Raw genomic sequence first — 21,194 nt, forward strand, 5'->3', positions numbered from 1 at the left:
TAGAGAAATTTTTCTTTAAAATTTTTAGTCATTTTCACTTATTAATCTTAATTTCGTTGCCGAATATTATTCAAGTGGTATTGTATCATTTATAACTTTATAAAACCATTAACATCATGGCAGAATTTAAATATCAAGAACCGTTTCCCTTGGAAAAGGACACAACGGAATACCGTCTTTTAACAAAAGACTATGTAAAAACGGTAGAATGCGACGGACGTAAAATATTAAAGATAGAAAAAGAAGGACTGGAATTATTAGCCCGCGAAGCCTATGCAGACGTTTCGTTTTACCTTCGTGCTTCTCATTTGCAAAAGGTAGCTAATATTTTAAAAGATCCGGAAGCCAGTGATAACGACAAATTCGTAGCCCATACGTTATTGTTAAATCAAGTCGTTTCGGCTGAGGGTCAGTTGCCCACCTGTCAGGATACCGGTACGGCGATTTGTATTGGAATGAAGGGACAGGACGTGTACACGGGCTATAATGACGCCGAAGCCATTAGTAAAGGGGTATTCGAAACTTATCGCGACCGGAATCTCCGGTATTCTCAAGTGGTTCCTTTCACCATGACAGATGAAAAAAATACGGGGACTAATTTACCGGCTCAAATTGACCTGTATGCAACTCAGGGAAATGCCTATAAATTTCTGTTTATGACAAAAGGAGGAGGGTCCGCCAATAAAACCTTTTTATACCAGCAGACAAAAGCTTTATTGAACGAAGAAACGCTCACTAAATTTATTTCTCAGAAAGTATTGGACCTGGGAACTTCTGCATGTCCTCCCTACCACTTAGCCGTTGTCATCGGAGGAACATCTGCTGAAGCTTGTCTGACTACAGTCAAAAAAGCTTCTGCCGGTTATTACGATAATTTACCCACTTCCGGAAATGAAGGCGGACGTGCTTTCAGGGATTTGGAATGGGAAGAAAAAATCCTGAAAATCTGCCAGGAAAAAGGTATTGGCGCCCAATTCGGAGGCAAATACTGGGTACACGACGTCAGAGTGATCCGGCTTCCCCGCCATGCAGCTTCCTGCCCTGTTGGTATAGGAGTAAGTTGTAGCGCAGACCGGAATATTAAAGCCAAAATTACGGAAGACGGAATTTTCTTGGAACAATTAGAAAAAAATCCAGCCCGGTTCTTACCGGCAGAATCTCCGGCCTTAGCCCCGGCCATCAATATTGACCTCGACCAGCCCATGGAAAATGTACTGAAAGAGTTGACAAAATATCCGGTAAAAACCCGCCTGAATCTTTCCGGAACTTTAATTGTGGCCCGGGATATCGCTCACGCCCGTATTAAACAGATGATAGACGAAGGTAAACCCATGCCTGAATATTTCAAAAAACATCCGGTTTATTATGCCGGACCAGCAAAAACGCCTCAAGGTATGCCATCCGGCAGCTTTGGTCCAACGACCGCAGGACGTATGGATCCTTACGTCGATTTATTCCAGTCCCTGGGAGGATCTATGATTATGGTCGCTAAAGGAAACCGCTCTCAGGCCGTAACAGACGCCTGCAAAAAACACGGAGGTTTTTATCTGGGCTCTATCGGCGGACCGGCTGCAATCTTAGCCAAGAACAGTATTAAATCTGTAGAAGTGGTTGACTTTGAAGAATTGGGTATGGAAGCCGTACGTAAAATACGGGTTGAAAACTTCCCGGCTTTCATCATCGTAGACGACAAAGGAAATGACTTTTTTGCCGAATGGTCCCATTAAAGTTAAATTAAAATAGAATTAATTCGTCCGAAAAATCGTTTTTCAGCTAAGTAGACGAACGCTTCACTGATAACGCATCCCTTTTTCTGACTAAAGCATAAATCAGAAATACCGGTTTTGTTACCAGTAAGTAGGAAAGAAGCCTGGAGTGTCAGGAAATGCTATTTATCTGAAAAACGAACTTTTCGGACTTTCATTTTCAGAAGGGTTTAAACGTAAATTCCTCCTTTCTATCTCTCCACTTCCTTAAACAATTCTTTACGAAACTGCGTACAATGGCACATGGAGCAGCAGCAAACAAAATTAAGCCTGATCGGACTTATTGCCATTGTGGTCGGCGGAATTATCGGTGGCGGAATTTTTAATATCGCTAAAATTTTAGCCCACCAAGCTAGTTTGGGTGCAATTATAATCTCCTGGATTATTTCGGGAATAGGTATTCTGGCCATTGCACTCACTTTTAAAACCCTCATTTCTGTTCGACCGGATCTTTCCAATGGTATTTATTCTTATACCCGTAGCGGATTCGGGGAATACGCCGGTTTCAATATTGCCTGGGGCTATTGGATGGGAAACGCTATCGGAAATGCAGTATTAGCAATCATGTTAAATGATGCATTCGGCCTGTTTTTCCCCTTGCTTTTAAAGCACAGTTGGCCAACACTGATATTTTGTTCTATTTTCACCTGGCTCTTTACTTTCATCGTTGCCCGAGGTATGAAATTAGCGGCAACCATTAACACCCTTTCCACTATCCTCAAGTTTTCTTCTCTTTTGCTGATTATTTTTCTCCTTTTCAGTTTCGCCGATTATTCCCTGATGGATTTCGATTTCTGGGGAAAAGAAAGTCATTTGGGACCGCTTTCCGACCAGATTAATAGTACCATGCTGACGACTCTCTTTTTTTTCATGGGAATAGAAGGAGCTATGGTCGTTTCTTCCCGCGCCTTACGGCAAGCCGATGTGGGAAAAGCAACAGTCATCGGTTATATCATTTGTTTATTTCTGAATGTGATTATCTGCATCCTCTCTTTCGGTTTTATGCCGCAGAGCCAACTGGCCCAATTAAACGATCCTTCATTAGCACAGATTTTAGGAAAAGGTGTCGGTGAATGGGCCCGGATATTCGTCAATGTCAGTGTTATCATAGCAGTAGCAGGAGCATGGTTGGTAGGAACAATTATTGCGGCCGAATTACCGGCACAGGCCGCACGGGACCGGGTACTGCCTGCTTGGTTTGCTAAAACAAACCGGTATAAAGCCCCTATCGCTTCTTTGCTTATCACTTCCGCCTTTATCCAATTATTTTTTTTTCTGGTCATAAAAGCTCCCCATTTTTATTTACTCAGCATCGATATCTCCGGTATATTAATTCTTCCTACTTATATTTTCAGCGCCATGTTTATGGTAAAATCCGGACTACATAAAGAAATCTACCAAGACAAAAACATCCTCCGACAAATAGCCATTATCATCGGGACAACTGCCGTATTGTATTGTCTGTGGGTAATCTATGCAGGAAATATTCACCTCTTATTATTATCTTCCGGGGTTTATATAATCGGTATCCTCTTTTATGAAATCACTCATTGGAACGACCGAAAAGCAGGGATTCCTATATTTAAAATAACCGACCGCTATGTCATAGGACTCCTGGCAGCCGCCTTATTTTTCTCTCTTTTAATCGAATGGAAATTTTTAGATTTCAAATAAAAAAAATCGTTTATGAAAGGATCGGCCTACGCTCTGGGAACAGTCATTATTTGGTCGCTTTTAGGCGTCGTTAACCGCTACTGTATTCTGAAATTCGATGTGAATATCATCGTCTTTACGTCTTTCCTTGTTTTTTCTGCCGGAGTGGCCCTCTTACTGATCCGTCAACAAGTCGCTCCCGAAAGCTGGAAAAGCGGTGTACGCTACTCCTGGCTGTATACAATTATGCAGATAACGAAAAGTTTTTTTATGATATCGACTTACCTCTATATTACCACCACAGAAACCAGTATTCTTATCAACATAGAAGTAGTCATTTCTTACCTTTTAGCCTATCTTTTTTTCAAAAGGATTCCCCACCGGGGAGATTATTGGGGTATACTCGTCATCTCAGGCGGATTTATCCTCTTCATTTATTCCCTTTCCCCTTCTATCCGCATACCAGCTGTCGTACTCTTATTAATTGCAGCTACCGCGAGTTGTATCCGATCTATCGTCGTGGAAGAAACGACTCTTAAAAACCCGGACACAACCGTCCGCCAAAAATGCGGTATTTCCGGTTTTACAATGTTTATCGCAGGCCTGGCTTTAATTATCTTCTTTTTCTTTATAGCCATCCTGAAATTTGTTATCGGATCAAATCTACCGGCTATTTTCTCGTTTCTCCATTATCTACCCACTATATCCGATGTTCTCAATCCAGCCACTATTATCAGCGCTTGTATTGCCGGTTTCTTTATCAATGCTGCCTCTGTTTATTTTTTCTACGCCGCACTCAAATGGACAAAAACAGAAACCTTTATGGCCTTCCGTGTCTTCCAGCCAGCTTTAACATATAGTTTCGAATTATTCGCTGCCGGCTTTTACACCGCAATGAAGCCGAATCTGGATATCAAAGATTATCTGCTCGGAGGGTTTATTCTCTTCGGGTCTGTCTTGATATTGGTCATGCCCACGAAAGCAACTATCAACGCCCGTTCCAAGAGTTTTATTACCGAATAACGTTAAATTATTCAAACGCATAAATGTTTGAATACTCCCAAATTGATGGGACTCCTTCCCGGAGAAATGTCCGCTTCATCATCCGCTGATAAAGAATCTTTTAATTTCGCCTTAAAAAATGGATCAGGGATGTTAACCAACTTCTGCCAACAAACAGCGCTCTGAGAAAAGAATTATTATCCACTTGAACATTTAATTTTCTCCCTTCCCTTCGATCCACCGGAATATATTTTCTTTATCATCGGGATGAAACCAATGAATAGCCGTATCCCGACGAAACCAGGATAATTGCTTTTTAGCATATCTCCGGGAATTCCGTTTAATCAAACGCACCGCTTCTTCATAATCGATTTTATTATCGAAATACTCAAAAAATTCTTTATATCCCACTGTGTTCAAAGGATTTAAATGTCGCAAAGGATAAAGAGAACGGGCTTCCCCTTCCAAACCTTCTTCCAACATAATATCGACCCGCTTGTCAATTCTGTCATACAGCTCAGTTTTCTCCCGATTCAATCCTATTTTCAGGATATCAAATTCCCGTTTTTTCGGTTGGTTCGTACGGAGAGACGAATAAGGTTTACCGGCCATCATACATACTTCTACCGCATGTAAAACCCTCTTGGCATTATTCAAATCCACCTGTGCATAAAATACAGGATCCAATTTTTTCAACAAATCCCGGATAGCCTCTACTCCCTCCACCTCCATTCGATTCATCAATTGCTCCCGAAGCTCCGGATCAATGGTCGGAATATCGTCAATACCTTTACATAAAGCATCTATATACATCATAGAACCACCTACCAGAAGAACCACTTCTGCCGTATGATGCAACTCCCGGATTTTATCCAATGCCTGTTGTTCAAATTGCCAGGAATTATAATAATCTTTTACCGATAAAGTATGAATAAAAAAATGAGGTACAGCTGACAGCTGCTCCCGGGAAGGAACCGCAGTACCTATCCGCATCTCCCGGTAAATTTGCCGGGAATCGCAGGAAATAATCGAAGTGTGAAAATGACGGGCAATTTCGATACTCAACTCCGTCTTTCCGACACCGGTCGGTCCCAAAAGAACAATCAGTCTTTTTCCCATAATCGTTTAGAATAAAATGTCCAGAAAGGAATTACAATATCACTTTCCGGACATTTCCCGATATTTTTTCTTCAAGTATCCGTTCCTTTTTGTCGTATCTTTCAATCATTTAAGTCAGAACAAAACACCTAAACAAATACAAAATAAGTTTCACCAAATCAGTCAGGAGCTTATTACAAACGGTCGATATAATCGTCTATACTTTCATAGCGATCATCATATCTGCCCTTTCCTCCGAATTCATCTTCTTCGTCATCGTACCCTCCTTCTTCCTCATCTCCATAATTCTCTCCCTCTTCGGTAAAATCAGAAAATTCCTCCATGAAACTATCGTCGTATTCCTCATCCGATTTTCCATAGGCCCATTTATCATTATCTTCTATCTCCATTTGCTCCGGAATATCTCCGTCACAATACAAGCAAACCGGCAGTACATCTGCAGAATCAGCAATATATTCCCCAGCATACTCTACCCGGAAATAACGGTTGTTGAAAAAGTCAAAGACATATTCCAATTCAATGCAACTGGCATTCACGATTTCTCGAATCAAGGTAACATCCATCACCAATGTGTTGGCCTCTTCATCGTCCGTCGACATTTCCATTAAAGCAATCTCCTTCACCCGGTTTCCCATTTTATCGAGTGTATAAAACGAAGCCATTTGGGAACTATCATACCCCAATACTTCTATAATTTTATCATGCAATTGCTGAAAAGTCTGATCTCCACTTATAGCAATTTCACACCTGAAATCCGAACTATTCGGTAAACTAATCTCAAACCTGTAATTCATAATTTCTACTATTTTATAATCCGTAAGCCGCCGCCCCAATACCAGACGCTACTATTCCACATATTACCAGAATAAAAAATAACATGACAAAAACCGAAAGACAAATAGCTATAATCCCACATACCCGTCCGGCATTTATGTTCTTGTATGAACTCTCGGTGTATAATTCCGGCTCAGCTAAATAAGCTTTACGGGGAGCTCCCGACAAGGCTACAGCAATAATCCCCAATACTAAACCGATTATTCCATAACACCAGCAGAATACAAGTGACAATATCCCTAATACCAGAACAGTCGTTGCATTAGGTAAATCTCTCTTGTTTTGTTCAAAAATTTCCATAACTTTTTATTTATTTGAATCCCCGGAGGATAATAATTACAAAACTTCAACCTCCTTTTTCTTTTACAATAATATGTTAATTTATTACGATTGTTAATTTAAGCAAATATGAAATTAAAATTATTGCTAAACAAACAAAACCCATAATTTTTAATAATCCCGGCTGAATTTTTTTCATACCACAAATTTTCAAAACTGCCAAAATAAAAAACAGCAGCAAGGGAAATAATCCCGGATAAATCCGAAAAGAAGCCAGGAACTCTCCCTTGATCAACAAAAGGACCGCTCTCTGCATTCCACAACCGGGACATTCAATACCGATTACGGATTTTATCCAACAGGATAACTGATGTGCTTCCAGCCATTCGAGCATGCTTACGTTTATAAGTTTATAACTGTTACAAAACAGCCAGGCTTCTGCTGTATCCGACCCTTTATCAGGCTTTTTTGATTACCCCTTCGAGGATATCCATCGCTTGTGCCACCCATTCCAAATTAGCCTGAGTACCCATATGTCCGATCCGAAACACTTTCCCCGCCAATGTCCCGTAATTTCCACCTACTACTACTCCTTCCGCCCTCAATGCCTCGTCCAGTTTTTTCCACTTCATCCTGGGAGGAACATTTAAAGCGGTTACCGTAGGGGACAATATTGCATCCGAAGCGGGAAATAATTCCAAACCCATTTCCAAAGCCCTCTGCCGGCAATAACGGGCGACCTTTTCATGGCGAGCCAATACTTTCGATAATCCCTCTTCCAATATCAATTGGCAAGCTTTGTGTAATTGGGCCGTACCCTGCCAATAAGGTGTATAGGGGAAATAACGTTTTTTTACTGCTTCCCGAAAAGGTTGTAAAGCTTCATACCCCACATATCCCACCTCTTCTATGATTTCCCAAGCCTTTTCGCTGACCGACAAAAAAGCCATATTAGCAGGAGCCGAAAGACATTTTTGCGAAGCTCCCAAACAAAAATCAATATGCCAATCGTCCGTTTTAACCAAACTCCCTCCTATACCCGACACAGCATCTACATATAACAAAGGTATTTCATATTTCTCTTTCAGTATTCCGATCTGATCCACCGGATTAATTGTGCCGCTGGGAGTTTCACTGTGCACCATCGTAATCATCTTTGGACGAAACTCCCGGATCGCCTTTTCCACCAATTCAAACTCCCGAATCGATTCGTTAAAACCGAAATCCATTATTTTCACTTCACAACCCAATGTCTCCGCCATCATCCCAATGCCATAACCAAACAAGCCTGTTGACAAAGCCAACACTTTATCTCCCGGCAACAAGGTACTTTTTAAAGCACTCCATAAGGCAAGCATCCCCTCTCCCGTCTGGATTACAATCTTATGACGGGTATGCATTATTTTTTGTAAAGCTTTCTCGGTAGATTTGTATAACGTAATGTACTCGTCTTCCAAATCCGGAGAACCATAATTAAAAGCAGCCACCTCCAATATTTCAGGCGGAACCGCTACAGGGCCCGGAACCATAGGTATTCTATACTTTTCCATAACTTGCATTTTGTTCGCAAAATTAGCATTTAAAACGTAAAAATACGGTATTTTGAACAGGAAGTTACAGCAAAGAAAGTAAGCGTTTTTTACTCCCCTTCGCCCGCTATCTAAAATGATATTTCCCATCCCATTTTTCTCGTGAATAAATAAGAATAATTTCAGATATTCCTCCGGATTAAGTCGCAGAGTCTTTAATTTTTAGTTTTAAAAATGTATATTTGTACCTTCAAATCGTTGGGAAATTTCATAAAAGATAAGTCTTATCAAACTTATAAAATATAAATAGCCCCAAGATAAAGAAGAGGAAGGAATAAATTTTTAAAACAAGAATTATTTTATTTCTAGAATACAGATTTTTTTAACTACAAAATGACAGCTAAAACTGAATTTTTTTCAGTATGACAAAACAGGAAAAATTAGTAAACAAAATAGCAGAAAGTCTGGACGAAAATAAAGGACACCAGATTGTAAAAATTGATTTAAGGAACATCGAAAACTGTTTTTGCAATTTCTTCGTAATATGTCATGGAACTTCTAATACTCACGTCTCAGCCCTTGCTGATGCCGTTGAAGATAAAATTTTGGAAGATTTACATGAAAAACCCTTCCACATAGAAGGGAGAGATCAGGCACAATGGATCGTTGTAGATTATGGAGATGTCATTGTGCATGTTTTTCAAAAAGAACAACGGGAATATTATCAATTAGAAGATTTCTGGGGAGACGGTATCAAAGAAGAACTGAGCAAGGAATAACAAAGTTGAAAAAGACAACTAAGCAATAAAATGAACATAGATTTAAACGGTTATAGAAGCCGGAAAACGCAGCGAGTGAATCATATGGCAGAAAACACGGAAAACAAACAGGAAAAGAAAAATAAAAAAGAAAATTTCAATTTTCCACCCATAGGGAATGGCAAAAACATAAAAACACCTAAATTCGGCGGAATTTGGCTGTATGTACTTTTGGCCTTAATTTTTATCGGTTTTAATTTTTTCAATTTGCGGACAGAACCGGTAAAAACCAACTGGCAGGAAGTAAAAACCAAAATGCTGGAAAAGGGAGATATTGAAAAATTTGTAGTCATTACCAACAAAGGATTGGTCAATGTATTTCTGAAACCCAACCGGGTAGAAAATTACTCCCAGTTAAAATCCAAGGGTTTTAAAAATTCTGATCCAGGACCTCAATTTACATTTGCAATTGGTTCTTTGGAAGGATTTGAAAAAAATGTAGCAGAAGCTCAAAAGGATATTCCGGGAGCTGCAAATACTACCATTGAATACGAGAAAGAATACGATGGCTGGGGAGACATCTTACAGCTCCTGCTTCCTTTCGGATTACTCATATTGATCTGGATGTTTTTCTTCCGGCGGATGAGTAAAGGTTCAGGAGGCGGAGGCGGTATTTTCAATGTGGGAAAATCTCAGGCAAAACTATTCGATAAGGAATCCAATATTAAAGTTACCTTTAAGGATGTGGCCGGTCTGGCAGAAGCCAAACAGGAAGTGGAAGAGATTGTTTCTTTCCTGAAAAATCCGGATAAATATACAAAACTGGGAGGTAAGATTCCCAAAGGCGCCTTATTAGTAGGTCCTCCGGGAACAGGTAAAACCTTAATGGCTAAAGCAATGGCAGGGGAAGCGAATGTACCTTTCTTCTCGATGTCCGGTTCCGACTTCGTGGAAATGTTTGTAGGCGTCGGAGCTTCCCGCGTCAGGGATTTGTTCAAACAAGCCAAAGAAAAAGCCCCTTGTATTATCTTTATCGACGAAATAGATGCTATCGGCCGGGCCCGGGGAAAAAATCCCAATATGGGTTCAAACGATGAACGGGAAAATACGCTCAACCAACTGTTGACGGAAATGGATGGATTTGAAACGAATTCCGGGGTCATTATTCTGGCTGCCACGAACCGGGCAGATATCTTGGACAGCGCTTTATTACGCGCAGGCCGTTTCGACCGCCAAATTTATGTGGATCTTCCGGAATTAAAAGATAGAGAAGCGATTTTTAAAGTCCATCTCAAACCGCTGAAATTAGCCGGCGATGTAGATATCGATTTTCTGGCAAAACAAACTCCCGGTTTTTCCGGTGCAGATATCGCCAATGTCGCCAATGAAGCCGCATTGATCGCTGCCCGCAAAAACAAAAATGCCGTCGAAAAACAAGATTTCCTGGATGCCATTGACCGGATTGTAGGCGGATTGGAAAACCGGAGTAAGGTAATCAAATCCAGCGAACGCAAAGCGATCGCTTATCACGAAGCCGGACATGCTACGGCATCCTGGCTACTACAACACGCCCATCCTCTGTTGAAAGTAACGATTGTACCCCGCGGTAAAGCATTGGGAGCTGCCTGGTACTTACCCCAGGAAAGACAAATTACCACCAAAGAACAATTGCTGGATCAAATGTGTTCCATACTGGGAGGCCGAGCCGCTGAGGAACTGGTATTCGGACAAATATCCACCGGGGCACAAAATGATTTGGAACGAGCAACCAAACAAGCCTATGCCATGGTGACTATCTTTGGAATGAGCGATAAAATCGGCAATTTAAGTTATTATGATTCTACAGGACAAAGCGATTATAGCTTCACCAAACCTTATTCGGAAAAGACAGCAGAATTGATAGATACTGAAGTAAAAAATCTTGTAGAAACCGCCTATGCCCGGGCGAAACAGATTTTATCCGAACATCGGGAACAACACAGACAGGTAGCAGAATTACTCATCGAAAGAGAAGTCATTTTCAGCGATGATCTGGAACGCATTCTGGGAAAACGTCCGTGGAAAGAAGAGGAAGAAGAGGAACAACTACTACCGGAAAATACTCCTCAACCAGAACTGACAACACAACAATAACCTTCACTTCCGTTTGTGTACTATGGCTACACAAACGGAAGCCTAAATTAAAATAATATGGACAACTGGACATCGGTTTTTGAGACAGATCAGCTCTATAAAGCAGAGTTGGTAAAGGATATTCTCTGTAATAACGATATCGACGCCGTTATTCTAAACCAAAAAGATTCCTCTTACAACACTTTCGGAGAAATCTATGTCATGGTAAGCGAGGAAGAAAAAGGAAAAGCTGAAGAAATTATAAAAACAGTTCGTTGTGAGTAATTTTTGGAAGCGGGCGATAAGCGGATTTTTATTTGTAATTATCCTGACAGGTTGTATTTTCCTGCACCCAATTTGCTTTTTTGTACTTTTTTTTATTATTAATATTGTCGGCCTGTACGAATTTTCGAAAATGGCCCGAAGAATGGAGATTTATATCAATCTTCCTATTTATCTCTTCTGCGGAAGCCTTTTGTTTACAGCAGGTTTTCTGGATGCTTATATCGGTTACCGGGATGGCTATCTATGGTGTTTTCTCGCAACCTTTGTCATGAGTATTTGGGAATTATACCGCAAAAAAGTCAATTCTTTTCAAAACTTGGCTTTTTCCTATTATGGACTCCTGTATTTAAGTTTGCCTTTTACATTACTGATCTATCTTCCTTATATGACCAGTGACGAATGGCGTCCTGAGATCGTTTTTTTTCCTTTCTTGCTGGTATGGTTTAACGATACCTTTGCTTACTTATTCGGTTCCCGGTTTGGAAAACACAAGTTATTTCCCAGAATCTCTCCTAAAAAATCCTGGGAAGGAGCCATCGGAGGCGGCATCTGCACCATAGGCGCAGCCCTTTTTATTGCTCCCTATCTGGAAGGATTGACTGTTTATAATAATATTATCATCGCCTGTATTGTTGTATTTTTCGGTATATATGGAGATTTACTGGAATCCATGTTTAAAAGAAATATTGAAATTAAAGATTCCGGAAGTATTATGCCTGGACACGGAGGAGTCCTGGACCGCTTCGATGCCGTCTTATTCGTTATCCCGGCAATCTTTGTCTATCTGGAATTCGTATACTAAATTTACTGGTTGGAATCTGTCGTTATTTCTTTTAAAAGCTATCAATTTTTTAGAATATATGACTTTAAAAGTATAAACGCTTCGGTTTTCGACTTAAAAAATTTAACTTTACCGCCAGATTCATTATTAATTAAACGAACTGAAATGATACTCCATAAAGCAGGTTATTCATTATTACTAAAGATACTGATTATTCTGATTTTATTGAATTGTTGTACCTTTTACTTGATTGACAATCGAACTGTCGTCTATACAATTTTAGGTATTTCTATTTTCTTTTATTTGCTAACTGTCAATTTTTTTCGTTTTCCAAATCGTCATATTACGCTGGATGATAAAACGATTTTAGCTCCCGCTGACGGGAAAATTGTGGTTATCGAAGAAACAGAAGAAACAGAATATTTTAAAGATCGCCGGATTCAGGTCTCTATATTCATGAATATTTTCAATGTACATATCAACTGGTTTCCGGTAAATGGTATTATTAAATATTTTAAATACCACAAAGGGAATTTTGCAGCAGCATATTTACCGAAATCTTCTACTGAAAATGAAAGAACAACGATCGTCATTGAAAGCAATAACGGTCAAACGATATTAATGCGTCAAATTGCCGGTGCTATGGCGAAACGAATTGTTTCTTACGCCCCTGTCGGAGGAAAAGCCCGCCAGAATCAACATGCCGGTTTTATAAAATTCGGATCAAGGGTGGATCTTTTCTTACCCCTAGATACCCAAATCAAAGTAACATTAGGACAAAAAACAGTAGGCTCTCAAACACTTATCGGAGAATTAGCTGAAAGGAAAAAAGAATAGCAAACAAAGCATTCACTTTTGGTCAGCTTATCTGTATTATAACATTGAAAATATGTCAGTTGAATCTAAAGCAAAAGTAGTAACTACCCATGTTTTATACGAAATGAAACAAAGGGGAGAAAAAATTAGTATGCTCACAGCCTACGATTATTCGATGGCTCGTATCGTCGATGCCGCAGGTGTAGACGTGATCCTTGTCGGAGATTCGGCCTCCAATGTAATGGCAGGAAACGAAACCACTCTCCCCATTACACTCGATCAAATGATATACCACGGAGCTTCTGTCGTAAAAGGAGTAAAAAGAGCTTTAGTCGTAGTGGATATGCCCTTCGGAAGTTATCAGGGAAATAGTAAAGAAGCCCTCTGTTCAGCCATCCGGATTATGAAAGAAACAGCAGCAGATGCCGTGAAGCTGGAAGGAGGCGTAGAAATAGTCGAATCCATTAAACGTATTCTCTCCGCCGGCATTCCCGTAATGGGACATCTGGGACTTACCCCCCAAAGTATCCATAAGTTCGGAACTTATACCGTACGGGCAAAAGAACAAGCCGAAGCGCAAAAACTCATCGAAGATGCTCATTTATTGGAAGAAGCAGGTTGCTTCGGAATTGTGTTGGAAAAAATACCAGCAACTCTTGCGGCACAAGTTTCACAAGAACTTTCTATTCCCATGATAGGAATAGGAGCCGGGAACGGAGTAGACGGGCAAGTATTGGTGATCCACGATATGCTCGGCATCAATAAAGAATTTTCCCCCCGGTTTTTACGTCGTTACCTGAATCTCTTTGATGAAATGACAACAGCAGTATCCCATTATGTAGCAGATGTAAAAAGCCGCGATTTTCCGAACGAAAAAGAACAATATTAATACCTTATAAATATGCTGGAAATTTTATACGAAGACAATCATATCATCGCCATTAATAAAAAGACTTCGGATATTGTACAAGCCGATAAAAGCGGAGATGTCCCCCTAAGTGAGGAGGTTAAAGCTTATATCAAAGAAAAATACAATAAACCGGGAGAGGTATTTTTAGGAATCCCCCACCGGATAGATCGTCCTGTCAGCGGAGTAGTTCTGTTCGCACGGACCACCAAGGCTTTGACACGTCTGAATAAAATGTTTCAGGAACACGACGAAGAAATAAAAAAAACCTATTGGGCCATCGTCGGTAATCTTCCTTCCCAAGACAGTGCTACGCTTATCCATTATATGGTACGGGATACCGAGAAAAATAAATCGCATGCCTACGACAAAGAAAAAAAAGGAAGTAAAAAAGCCATTCTGGAATATAAATTAATTGGACGCTCCCAAAGATACTACCTTTTGGAAATAAAGTTACTCACAGGTCGGCATCATCAAATCCGGTGTCAATTGGCTAAAATCGGTTGCCCCATTAAAGGAGACTTAAAATACGGTTTCCCGCGTTCGAATGAAAATGGCGGAATCAGCTTACACGCTCGGGAAATCAGTTTTATCCATCCTGTAAGCAAAGAAAGAATCACGATCACCGCCACCCCTCCTTTGAAAGATAACCTTTGGAAGGAATTTTACCAGAATCTCTGAAGCGTTTTTACAGCCACTTGTTCGAGGAAAAGAACTGAATCAACCCGATTTTTTATATATTCGGCAAATAAATGAAAGACTGTTGGAATAAATAAATTGAAACACAAAATACCAGACAAAATAGCTTCTCTGAACGGACCGTTTTTGTAACAGGTAAAATGAATTGCTAAGAATGAGCCTCTCCACTAATACCCATTATTTATTATCGGAAATTCTTAAAAAAGAAAACGAACGATTTAAATTGGATAAAATCGGCTTCATCCGAAATCTGACATGGGAAATAGACTATGTTCTCTCTACACTTCCTCTCTGTAAAATACCTCCCGAAAATTTAGAGTCTTTTCGGAAATGGAAATTTTCTCTGTTAGAAGAATATTATGAAAGAAAAAGATTTTCTGACTTTGTCTCTACCCACCTGGAAGCCCCTTCTTTTCGAAAAATGGTGTTCGATTTATTTCAGACCATCCTGAAATACCGGTATGCACATGAGCCACGTACGGAAACCGACCGCTACCTGGCTCCTGCCGGCGAAACACTTTCCTATCTCCTATGCCAAGAACGCCCCTCTTTTTATAAAAACTATTTTACACCCTCTTCACTTTTCAATTCTCCCTCCCGGCTACACAGCTATTGCCAGGAAATTTGCCAAAAAATCTTTCCCCTATCAACCGCAACGGTGATAGACTTTTTGAAACAAAATAATAAACCTTGTTGGGAAAAACTTTGTATCCGTTTAAAAACACTTACCGAAATTGTCACAAAAAACAAACTTCAGTCATATAATGATGACGCTATTCAAGATATATGGACGGAAACCTGTTTTGAACTGAAAAAAGCCCTACAGCAGGAAAAACTACAGCAGGATACCCCGGCACAAAGTGTAATCGCTTATGCTGCCGGAATTGTGCAAAATAAAATCCGGGAATTTTTCAGAAAACAGAAGAAAGACCCCTATCTGTTTATAGAGAATTGGGATCAGGAAACAGTAGTGAAAAATAGCGGGATGTATACAAATACAGCTATGGAAAACTCTGCCAGAAAAGATTTTTTAAATCTGCAAGAAATCGACCAAAATAATGAATACGAATTTCAAATGGCCCTGAGTTGTATATTGTACGATCAGACCCATCCCCAACACAGGAAACTGACAGAGGGAATGGAAGACAAGATAAATACCTTGTTGGCTCATTATCTTAAAAACCAATCCTATGAAGAAATAGCCAAAGAAAAATACGGTATTTTATCTGATAAGGACTTACAAAAAAGAGCTAATAAACTCCGGCAAGACGTTTCCAGAGTGAAAATTAAAATAAAAGAACGTTTCCAGGAAATACTTTCTTCAAAGAAAAAGGGAAAAATTTCCGGATGACAAAACAAGGAAAAGAAAAATGGAAGACTGCAAATATACTACCCAAGATATCGGCCGTTATTTACTCAATAAAATGAGTCCTGAAGAAGAAACCGACTTCCAATTTCATCTCTATCATTGCGAAAATTGTCACGCCAAACTTGAAGAAATGAGACGTTTAGCGGATAGTTTGAAGGATATACCTACAACCATCCATATTAACAGAAAAAAAGGAAAAATAAAGTTTCTCTATTTCTATAAAGTCGGAGCAGCTATAGCAGCCTTATTCCTGATCAGCTATTTTATTTCCTTTTCTTTTCGTAAAGAAAGTACTCCGATTTATCAAGGCCTGCAACCTCATCCCTTTCACCAAATCGATACCGTAAGAACCGATACCGCTTCTTTCACCCGGGATTCTTTTCCAACACAATAAGAATCCCCGTTTCCGGAGGCTACTGTGGATTTTCAATAAATTCCGTTAATCAGCGGACCGAAGGCAAGCATGCATCAGCACGAAAATCGTTAATCTCTTTTATATATAGGAAATTAAGAGAGATATCTACAAAAACTGCCGGAAAATCATTCCCGGCAGTTTCTCAAAATCTAGTTGCTATTAATTTTCTTTAGCAGCTTTCTCCATTTCTTCGTCAAATACTTTTTTGAATTTTTCGTATTCGAAATCAGTCCGTAATTTCTCATCATCCTGAATACGATTTTGCATGGATTTAGCAATTTCCTCTCCGGCTAATTCTACTGCAGTATATACTTTATACGCACCTTCAGGGGTTTTCATCGTCTTTTCACAAATAACCCGAGTCCCTGCCAATTTTTCATTTACTACAACACGGGCCAAATCCTGAAAACGAGATCTGGCTTCTTCCTGTTCACCCAATTGGTAAGAAGAAGCATAGTTATCCGTTACCCTTTTCACAGCAGCATTGACGGAAGTAGCCAATTCTGCACGAGCTTCTGCCAAAGCCTTTTTCTTTGCCATCATCATATCATTGCTAAAACCCATTGCCGAAGCCCGGAAATAGCTCTTATCCGTCATATATTCCGGTCCGGAACACGGCACAACAACTTCCACATCACCCTGAGTCTGTACCAAAGCTTTCTGTCCCCCACAACCCATCAACATACTTACTATTGCAACTCCCAAAACATAACAAAAATTCTTCATAGCTTTCTTTTTTTAGTGAATGAATAAAATTATTTATAAATCTATTTATTGGCTTTTCTTATCTTTCAAACTGGATTTCACTATTTCAAATCTCTCAATTTAACCATCCCTTTATTGTTACTGAATTGTGCAAGTTTCAATAGGAGGGTCTTCGTCAAATAAATATTCAGCTGGGTCGGGACATCCGGCAATATCATCGCTCTTACATTCCAGGCAGATTCATCAGAACCTAATTTCATGGATTCAATTTTCAACTCTTCTCCTTTTTCGTTGATCATCATTTGAGAATTCTGGAATAATTCCAGTACATAATCTTCCGGAGTCCGGTTTATAACCTGAAATTCAAAGACACTCTTATTTCCATAATCTTTTTTCCCTATATACCGGATAAAAATTCCCTCAGCAAATTCTCCTTCTATATAAGTCGGAACAGGCGCTGTTACCACGATAGGCTTCCTTTCCGGACGTTCCCGAACAGGATCAGGAGGGGTAGGAGTAGGCGTAGGGGTTGTTTTTTCCACATAAATTTCTCCTTCCAGTTGAACCTCCATATTTTTCAAAGCAAGAGCCAACTGCCGATTTAGATTCTTTATCAACTCCCGGGTAGCCGATGCTTGGGCATTAGCTGCCGACGTTCCTTTGGGAACAACAGTCTTTAAGTCTTCTATATTATAATCTAATAAAGCCGAACGATTATGGTTATTTACAATATTTACCGTTACTCCACTGAAATATTCTGTAAAATCATACATTTCTCCCTGAGCGTCTCCGCCTTTCCGGAAAGTACTGCTTACTTCCACAGTGACATCAGCTACTGCCGGATCCGTTACAATATTGAAATAATTGTTTGTCAATAAACTCCGTACAGCCCTGACAATATTTTCATTACTGCCGGTCTTTGTTTTCAATAAAGCATTTACAGCCGTTTTCTCCAAATCGATATAAATCACTCCCATAGGTAAATTTTCAGATACATGTTGCAGCATTCCTCCATATACCGTATCTTTATATTTGCGGAAAAGAGCCTGATTCACAAAAATATGTATTTCTTGCCGGGCTAATTTTGAAGAAATATTCTGTACATAAAGCCGCACTTCTCCCCTTTCATCCGTAATTGGATTTTCGGATAAACGACCCGCCCCGGAAGCAAATTTATACTCCAATTTCAAATTCCGTAAAGGTACATTTTCCCGGCTCACCCGGATAATCACCGGTTCGCTTATCCCTTGAAAAGCCCTGCCCTTCACTGAGGAAACAGAAGGGACGATAGAAATTCCGTTAAAGACACCCTTCATAGAAGCATATAATTCATTCCCTATATCTATTTTCTTCCCCTCATATTCACATATCAACTCTTCATTAATACAAGGCTGAAGGGCATCCAAACCTTTCATAAACATTTCTGCAGCCAAGGTCAGATCTCCGTTTTGTAAGGCCTCCCGCCCTTTCCACCAGCAATCAAATCCCTGACGGATTACCTGCTGCCGCCTTTTTTCCATATACTCCTCATAATCGAATTTGTTCAACTCATAATACACCCAATATTCCGTATCATTTTCCCAACTGTCCACCAATTGAAAACGTTCGATATCCTGTTTAGCTTGTAAACGAATATTTTCTTCAAATACAGATTTCACTTCCTGCCCATTATCCAATTGCTGCAAGAGAGAATTCCCGGACACTTCCACCCGGATTTCTGACACCAAGTCACTCAAAGCATTTTGTTTTGCCTGCTGTTGGTAGTTCGCCTCCGATTTCAAAGCCCGGCCTATCCCAATATAAAATAAAGTGTTTACCGGCCTGCTTTTCACCCAATCCGGTCGCTCCTGCCCGAATCCGCTCAATGCGATTACCGACAATAGAAATAATAATATTATCCGTTTCATATCTTCCGGTTTAAAATTTATATTCTTTATGCCCCTTCCATCCTTTCTCACTCAATAATAATATAGATTGTATTTCCATCTACCTTTTTCCGACACGGAATATTCAAATCTCCTCTTAAATATTCCCAAATACTGAAAGCGAAATCATTGACATCCAAAGCATTTCCGTTTTCATCCCGGTTGGGAATCTGTATCTGATCAAAAATAATTGCTTCCGCCACACTACCTTGCACATGGTATTTACCCCCTACTGCATTTTTCTTAACCCATAAACGCAGTAAATCCGCCAGCGGATAAGACTGAGGCCCGACTTCTGTCTCCATATCCTGTACCGCCGTTCCTGCAATAGAAACATTTAATACTACCGTATTTCCTTTTACGATCTTATGAGCAAAACTGGTCGCTATATCTTTCAGAAAATCGTCCAGAATATCATTGACCGCATATACACACAACTGATCCATTGCGGAAGTTTTGAAACGGTTAGAAGAAGACTGACGGGAGGCTAATACATTTCCACTAGCCGTCTCATACCCCTTTAAAGTCAATGCAACCCGACTCCCCGTTGGCGCAATATCTTTATAAATATCCACCGTTACATACACATCTGACCCGGAATTCCGTAATAATTGTTTATCAAAAGACTCTGCACTATTCGATTCGTATTGCATCGCCCTCTTAGCTGCATTTAATTTAGCTTCAAAGTCTACTGTCATCACCCCTTTTCGGTTAAATCCCTCCTGTACTTTCGCAACAGCCATACGTTTGTCGTAATCATTCTTCAAAATCTGCTCAAATGTACGCCCTGCCTCTTTATAAGGAACAACCATTATAGTCGGCAATTGAATTTGTTCCTGCGTCTCTTCCATAGAAGTCCGGTCCGCCCCCTTTATCGCAATTTTATTTAACTCCAGATCTCTTCTCAACAATTCTTCCTGAAAAGTCAGACGTACTGTTGCCTTAAAATCTTTTGCCCTCAATTTTTCAGGATCCCCTTCCGGAATAGCAGCCCTTACGAAATTACGGTATCGGCCCTGCTCAAAAAAACGATCGAAATAATCCCGGTAATTTATTTCATCTTCCGGTTTCAATAACGGTTTATCATCATTTAAACCGGGTATACCAATAAAGAAATAAGTGTAAAAAGCCGATTTAACAGCCATTTCTGCTGCATCTTTTTTCTTTTCGTGGATCCCGGAAGTTCTGACAGTCACCGCATTCTTATCTTTATTCAACAAGGTCACATCATTTGAATAAGATTGCCCGAATCCTACCGTCATATATAAAAAACATAGTATACAACAAATCAGTCTTTTCATAATATCCTGTTTATAGTTACATTATTTTACTTCCAAGGCCCCTTATTTCATTATTTCTTTGGTAGTCTCCCAAATATTAAAAGCTTTCTTCCCACTTACTACGATTAATTCCTGCATCTCCAGATTCGCTTCCTGGATAGCTTCTCCCCCCTTTGTTACACGACAAAGAGTCAACTCTTCTCCCTGAACGTCTATCGCTTTTAAGGTCCCGATATTTTGTCTGCCACTCTTACCTGCGGTGTTTTTTTCAATAAATACATCAAATAACTGCCCTTTGGTTATACCTAAATCTGAACCGCAATCTATGTATACCGTCTCTGCCTTCTTTTTATTTACTTTTTCGATAGAAATAATTCGATTCTCGAGTTTAAAATTTTGGTTCACAAACCGTTGCATAGACATTTTAATATAATCTGTCGTATTAATGACAGCCTCATTCGGCGTTTGTCCGGTCTTTGCATTCAAACCAGCATACGAAAAAGGTTTACTGACCTTTACCGATCCATCTATTACATTCACTACTTTTAAATCAAAAGCAATTTGACCGTCATAATAGTAAGATCCATCACTCATTTGCATCCTCACTCCCTCCATACGGGTAATGTTTCCGGTTAAAGCATAGTTCGCTCCCAATCTTTGCATTACCTGATTACGTGCCACAGGATCTCCCATTGCCCTCTCATCCTGACGCCTCCCTTCTTCCAATTTTAAAGTAGGTTCCATTTCTACATCCACAACAGTCAGTCGGTTGGTCTGCTGAATACCAGCAATTACAGCATCCCGCAACATTTTAGCATAGGCCTGATTTACATTCCCAGAAACAAAATAATCTACTAATAACACTTCTTTCTGATTTTTTTGAGCCTGTACACTTACTAAAATACACATCAATAAAATCACAATGGTCGTTAATCTTTTCATGAGTCTAATCTGTTTATT

21 protein-coding genes are annotated in these 21,194 nt (G+C 39.8%); 12 read left to right on the plus strand and 9 right to left on the minus strand.

Annotated features, from left to right (window positions below):
* The first annotated feature begins 116 nt into the window (after window positions 1-116).
* The 3 genes from HMPREF9449_RS05845 (at window position 117) to HMPREF9449_RS05855 (ending at window position 4,442) form a co-directional block, all read left to right on the plus strand.
* On the plus strand, window positions 117-1,727 hold the full coding sequence (locus HMPREF9449_RS05845) for a fumarate hydratase (RefSeq protein ID WP_009136319.1): 1,611 nt from the start codon (window positions 117-119) through the stop codon (window positions 1,725-1,727).
* Between the two features lie 282 nt (window positions 1,728-2,009).
* The gene (locus HMPREF9449_RS05850) at window positions 2,010-3,440 is read left to right on the plus strand and encodes an amino acid permease (RefSeq protein ID WP_009136320.1); all 1,431 of its coding nucleotides are present in this window, start codon (window positions 2,010-2,012) and stop codon (window positions 3,438-3,440) included.
* Window positions 3,441-3,452: 12 nt separating this feature from the next.
* Window positions 3,453-4,442, plus strand: coding sequence for an EamA family transporter (locus HMPREF9449_RS05855; protein WP_009136321.1), 990 nt, complete (start codon window positions 3,453-3,455; stop codon window positions 4,440-4,442).
* Window positions 4,443-4,634: 192 nt separating this feature from the next.
* On the opposite strand, the gene miaA is transcribed toward HMPREF9449_RS05855, so the two are convergent.
* The 5 genes from miaA to HMPREF9449_RS05880 form a co-directional block, all read right to left on the minus strand.
* On the minus strand, window positions 4,635-5,540 hold the full coding sequence (gene miaA / locus HMPREF9449_RS05860; RefSeq protein ID WP_009136322.1) for a tRNA (adenosine(37)-N6)-dimethylallyltransferase MiaA: 906 nt from the start codon (window positions 5,538-5,540) through the stop codon (window positions 4,635-4,637).
* Window positions 5,541-5,713: 173 nt separating this feature from the next.
* The gene (locus HMPREF9449_RS05865; RefSeq protein WP_009136323.1) at window positions 5,714-6,334 is read right to left on the minus strand and encodes an IS1096 element passenger TnpR family protein; all 621 of its coding nucleotides are present in this window, start codon (window positions 6,332-6,334) and stop codon (window positions 5,714-5,716) included.
* A 13-nt stretch (window positions 6,335-6,347) separates the two neighbouring features.
* Window positions 6,348-6,674, minus strand: coding sequence for a CCC motif membrane protein (locus tag HMPREF9449_RS05870; RefSeq protein WP_009136324.1), 327 nt, complete (start codon window positions 6,672-6,674; stop codon window positions 6,348-6,350).
* Window positions 6,675-6,750: 76 nt separating this feature from the next.
* Entirely contained in the window at window positions 6,751-7,047 is a 297-nt protein-coding gene (locus HMPREF9449_RS05875; RefSeq protein ID WP_009136325.1) for a DUF2752 domain-containing protein, read from the minus strand.
* A gap of 64 nt (window positions 7,048-7,111) precedes the next feature.
* Window positions 7,112-8,203 (minus strand): pyridoxal-phosphate-dependent aminotransferase family protein, encoded by a 1,092-nt coding sequence (locus tag HMPREF9449_RS05880; protein ID WP_040611668.1) that lies wholly within the window; start codon window positions 8,201-8,203, stop codon window positions 7,112-7,114.
* A 401-nt stretch (window positions 8,204-8,604) separates the two neighbouring features.
* Here HMPREF9449_RS05880 and rsfS point away from each other — a divergent pair, with 401 nt between their 5' ends.
* From rsfS to HMPREF9449_RS05925, 9 genes are all read left to right on the plus strand, one after another.
* A complete protein-coding gene (gene rsfS, locus HMPREF9449_RS05885; protein ID WP_009136327.1) occupies window positions 8,605-8,961 on the plus strand; it encodes a ribosome silencing factor in 357 nt (118 codons plus the stop codon).
* 84 nt (window positions 8,962-9,045) lie between these two features.
* Window positions 9,046-11,073, plus strand: coding sequence for an ATP-dependent zinc metalloprotease FtsH (ftsH, locus tag HMPREF9449_RS05890; protein ID WP_040611669.1), 2,028 nt, complete (start codon window positions 9,046-9,048; stop codon window positions 11,071-11,073).
* A gap of 57 nt (window positions 11,074-11,130) precedes the next feature.
* A complete protein-coding gene (locus HMPREF9449_RS05895) occupies window positions 11,131-11,337 on the plus strand; it encodes a putative signal transducing protein (protein WP_009136329.1) in 207 nt (68 codons plus the stop codon).
* Complete coding sequence (locus HMPREF9449_RS05900; RefSeq protein WP_009136330.1) at window positions 11,330-12,139, plus strand: phosphatidate cytidylyltransferase; 810 nt, start codon at window positions 11,330-11,332, stop codon at window positions 12,137-12,139. Before HMPREF9449_RS05895 ends, HMPREF9449_RS05900 begins: the two co-directional genes overlap by 8 nt.
* A gap of 144 nt (window positions 12,140-12,283) precedes the next feature.
* Window positions 12,284-12,955, plus strand: coding sequence for a phosphatidylserine decarboxylase family protein (locus HMPREF9449_RS05905; protein WP_009136331.1), 672 nt, complete (start codon window positions 12,284-12,286; stop codon window positions 12,953-12,955).
* A 52-nt stretch (window positions 12,956-13,007) separates the two neighbouring features.
* Window positions 13,008-13,823 (plus strand): 3-methyl-2-oxobutanoate hydroxymethyltransferase, encoded by an 816-nt coding sequence (gene panB, locus HMPREF9449_RS05910; RefSeq protein ID WP_009136332.1) that lies wholly within the window; start codon window positions 13,008-13,010, stop codon window positions 13,821-13,823.
* 15 nt (window positions 13,824-13,838) lie between these two features.
* On the plus strand, window positions 13,839-14,522 hold the full coding sequence (locus HMPREF9449_RS05915; RefSeq protein ID WP_040611670.1) for an RluA family pseudouridine synthase: 684 nt from the start codon (window positions 13,839-13,841) through the stop codon (window positions 14,520-14,522).
* Window positions 14,523-14,694: 172 nt separating this feature from the next.
* A complete protein-coding gene (locus tag HMPREF9449_RS05920) occupies window positions 14,695-15,891 on the plus strand; it encodes a hypothetical protein (RefSeq protein ID WP_009136334.1) in 1,197 nt (398 codons plus the stop codon).
* A 19-nt stretch (window positions 15,892-15,910) separates the two neighbouring features.
* Complete coding sequence (locus tag HMPREF9449_RS05925; RefSeq protein WP_009136335.1) at window positions 15,911-16,303, plus strand: anti-sigma factor family protein; 393 nt, start codon at window positions 15,911-15,913, stop codon at window positions 16,301-16,303.
* A 180-nt stretch (window positions 16,304-16,483) separates the two neighbouring features.
* Here HMPREF9449_RS05925 and HMPREF9449_RS05930 read toward each other — a convergent pair whose 3' ends face one another.
* The 4 genes from HMPREF9449_RS05930 to HMPREF9449_RS05945 form a co-directional block, all read right to left on the minus strand.
* The gene (locus HMPREF9449_RS05930; protein ID WP_009136336.1) at window positions 16,484-17,050 is read right to left on the minus strand and encodes a hypothetical protein; all 567 of its coding nucleotides are present in this window, start codon (window positions 17,048-17,050) and stop codon (window positions 16,484-16,486) included.
* A gap of 80 nt (window positions 17,051-17,130) precedes the next feature.
* On the minus strand, window positions 17,131-18,936 hold the full coding sequence (locus tag HMPREF9449_RS05935; protein WP_009136337.1) for an LPP20 family lipoprotein: 1,806 nt from the start codon (window positions 18,934-18,936) through the stop codon (window positions 17,131-17,133).
* 47 nt (window positions 18,937-18,983) lie between these two features.
* Window positions 18,984-20,255 carry a DUF6175 family protein gene (locus HMPREF9449_RS05940; protein WP_009136338.1) on the minus strand — a complete coding sequence of 424 codons (1,272 nt, stop codon included), beginning with the start codon at window positions 20,253-20,255 and terminating at the stop codon, window positions 18,984-18,986.
* A 42-nt stretch (window positions 20,256-20,297) separates the two neighbouring features.
* Window positions 20,298-21,176, minus strand: a complete 879-nt coding sequence (locus HMPREF9449_RS05945) for a hypothetical protein (RefSeq protein WP_009136339.1) — start codon at window positions 21,174-21,176, stop codon at window positions 20,298-20,300.
* Window positions 21,177-21,194: the final 18 nt, after the last annotated feature.

The sequence above is a fragment of the Odoribacter laneus YIT 12061 genome, from assembly GCF_000243215.1.
In the GTDB taxonomy this organism is placed as follows: domain Bacteria; phylum Bacteroidota; class Bacteroidia; order Bacteroidales; family Marinifilaceae; genus Culturomica; species Culturomica lanea.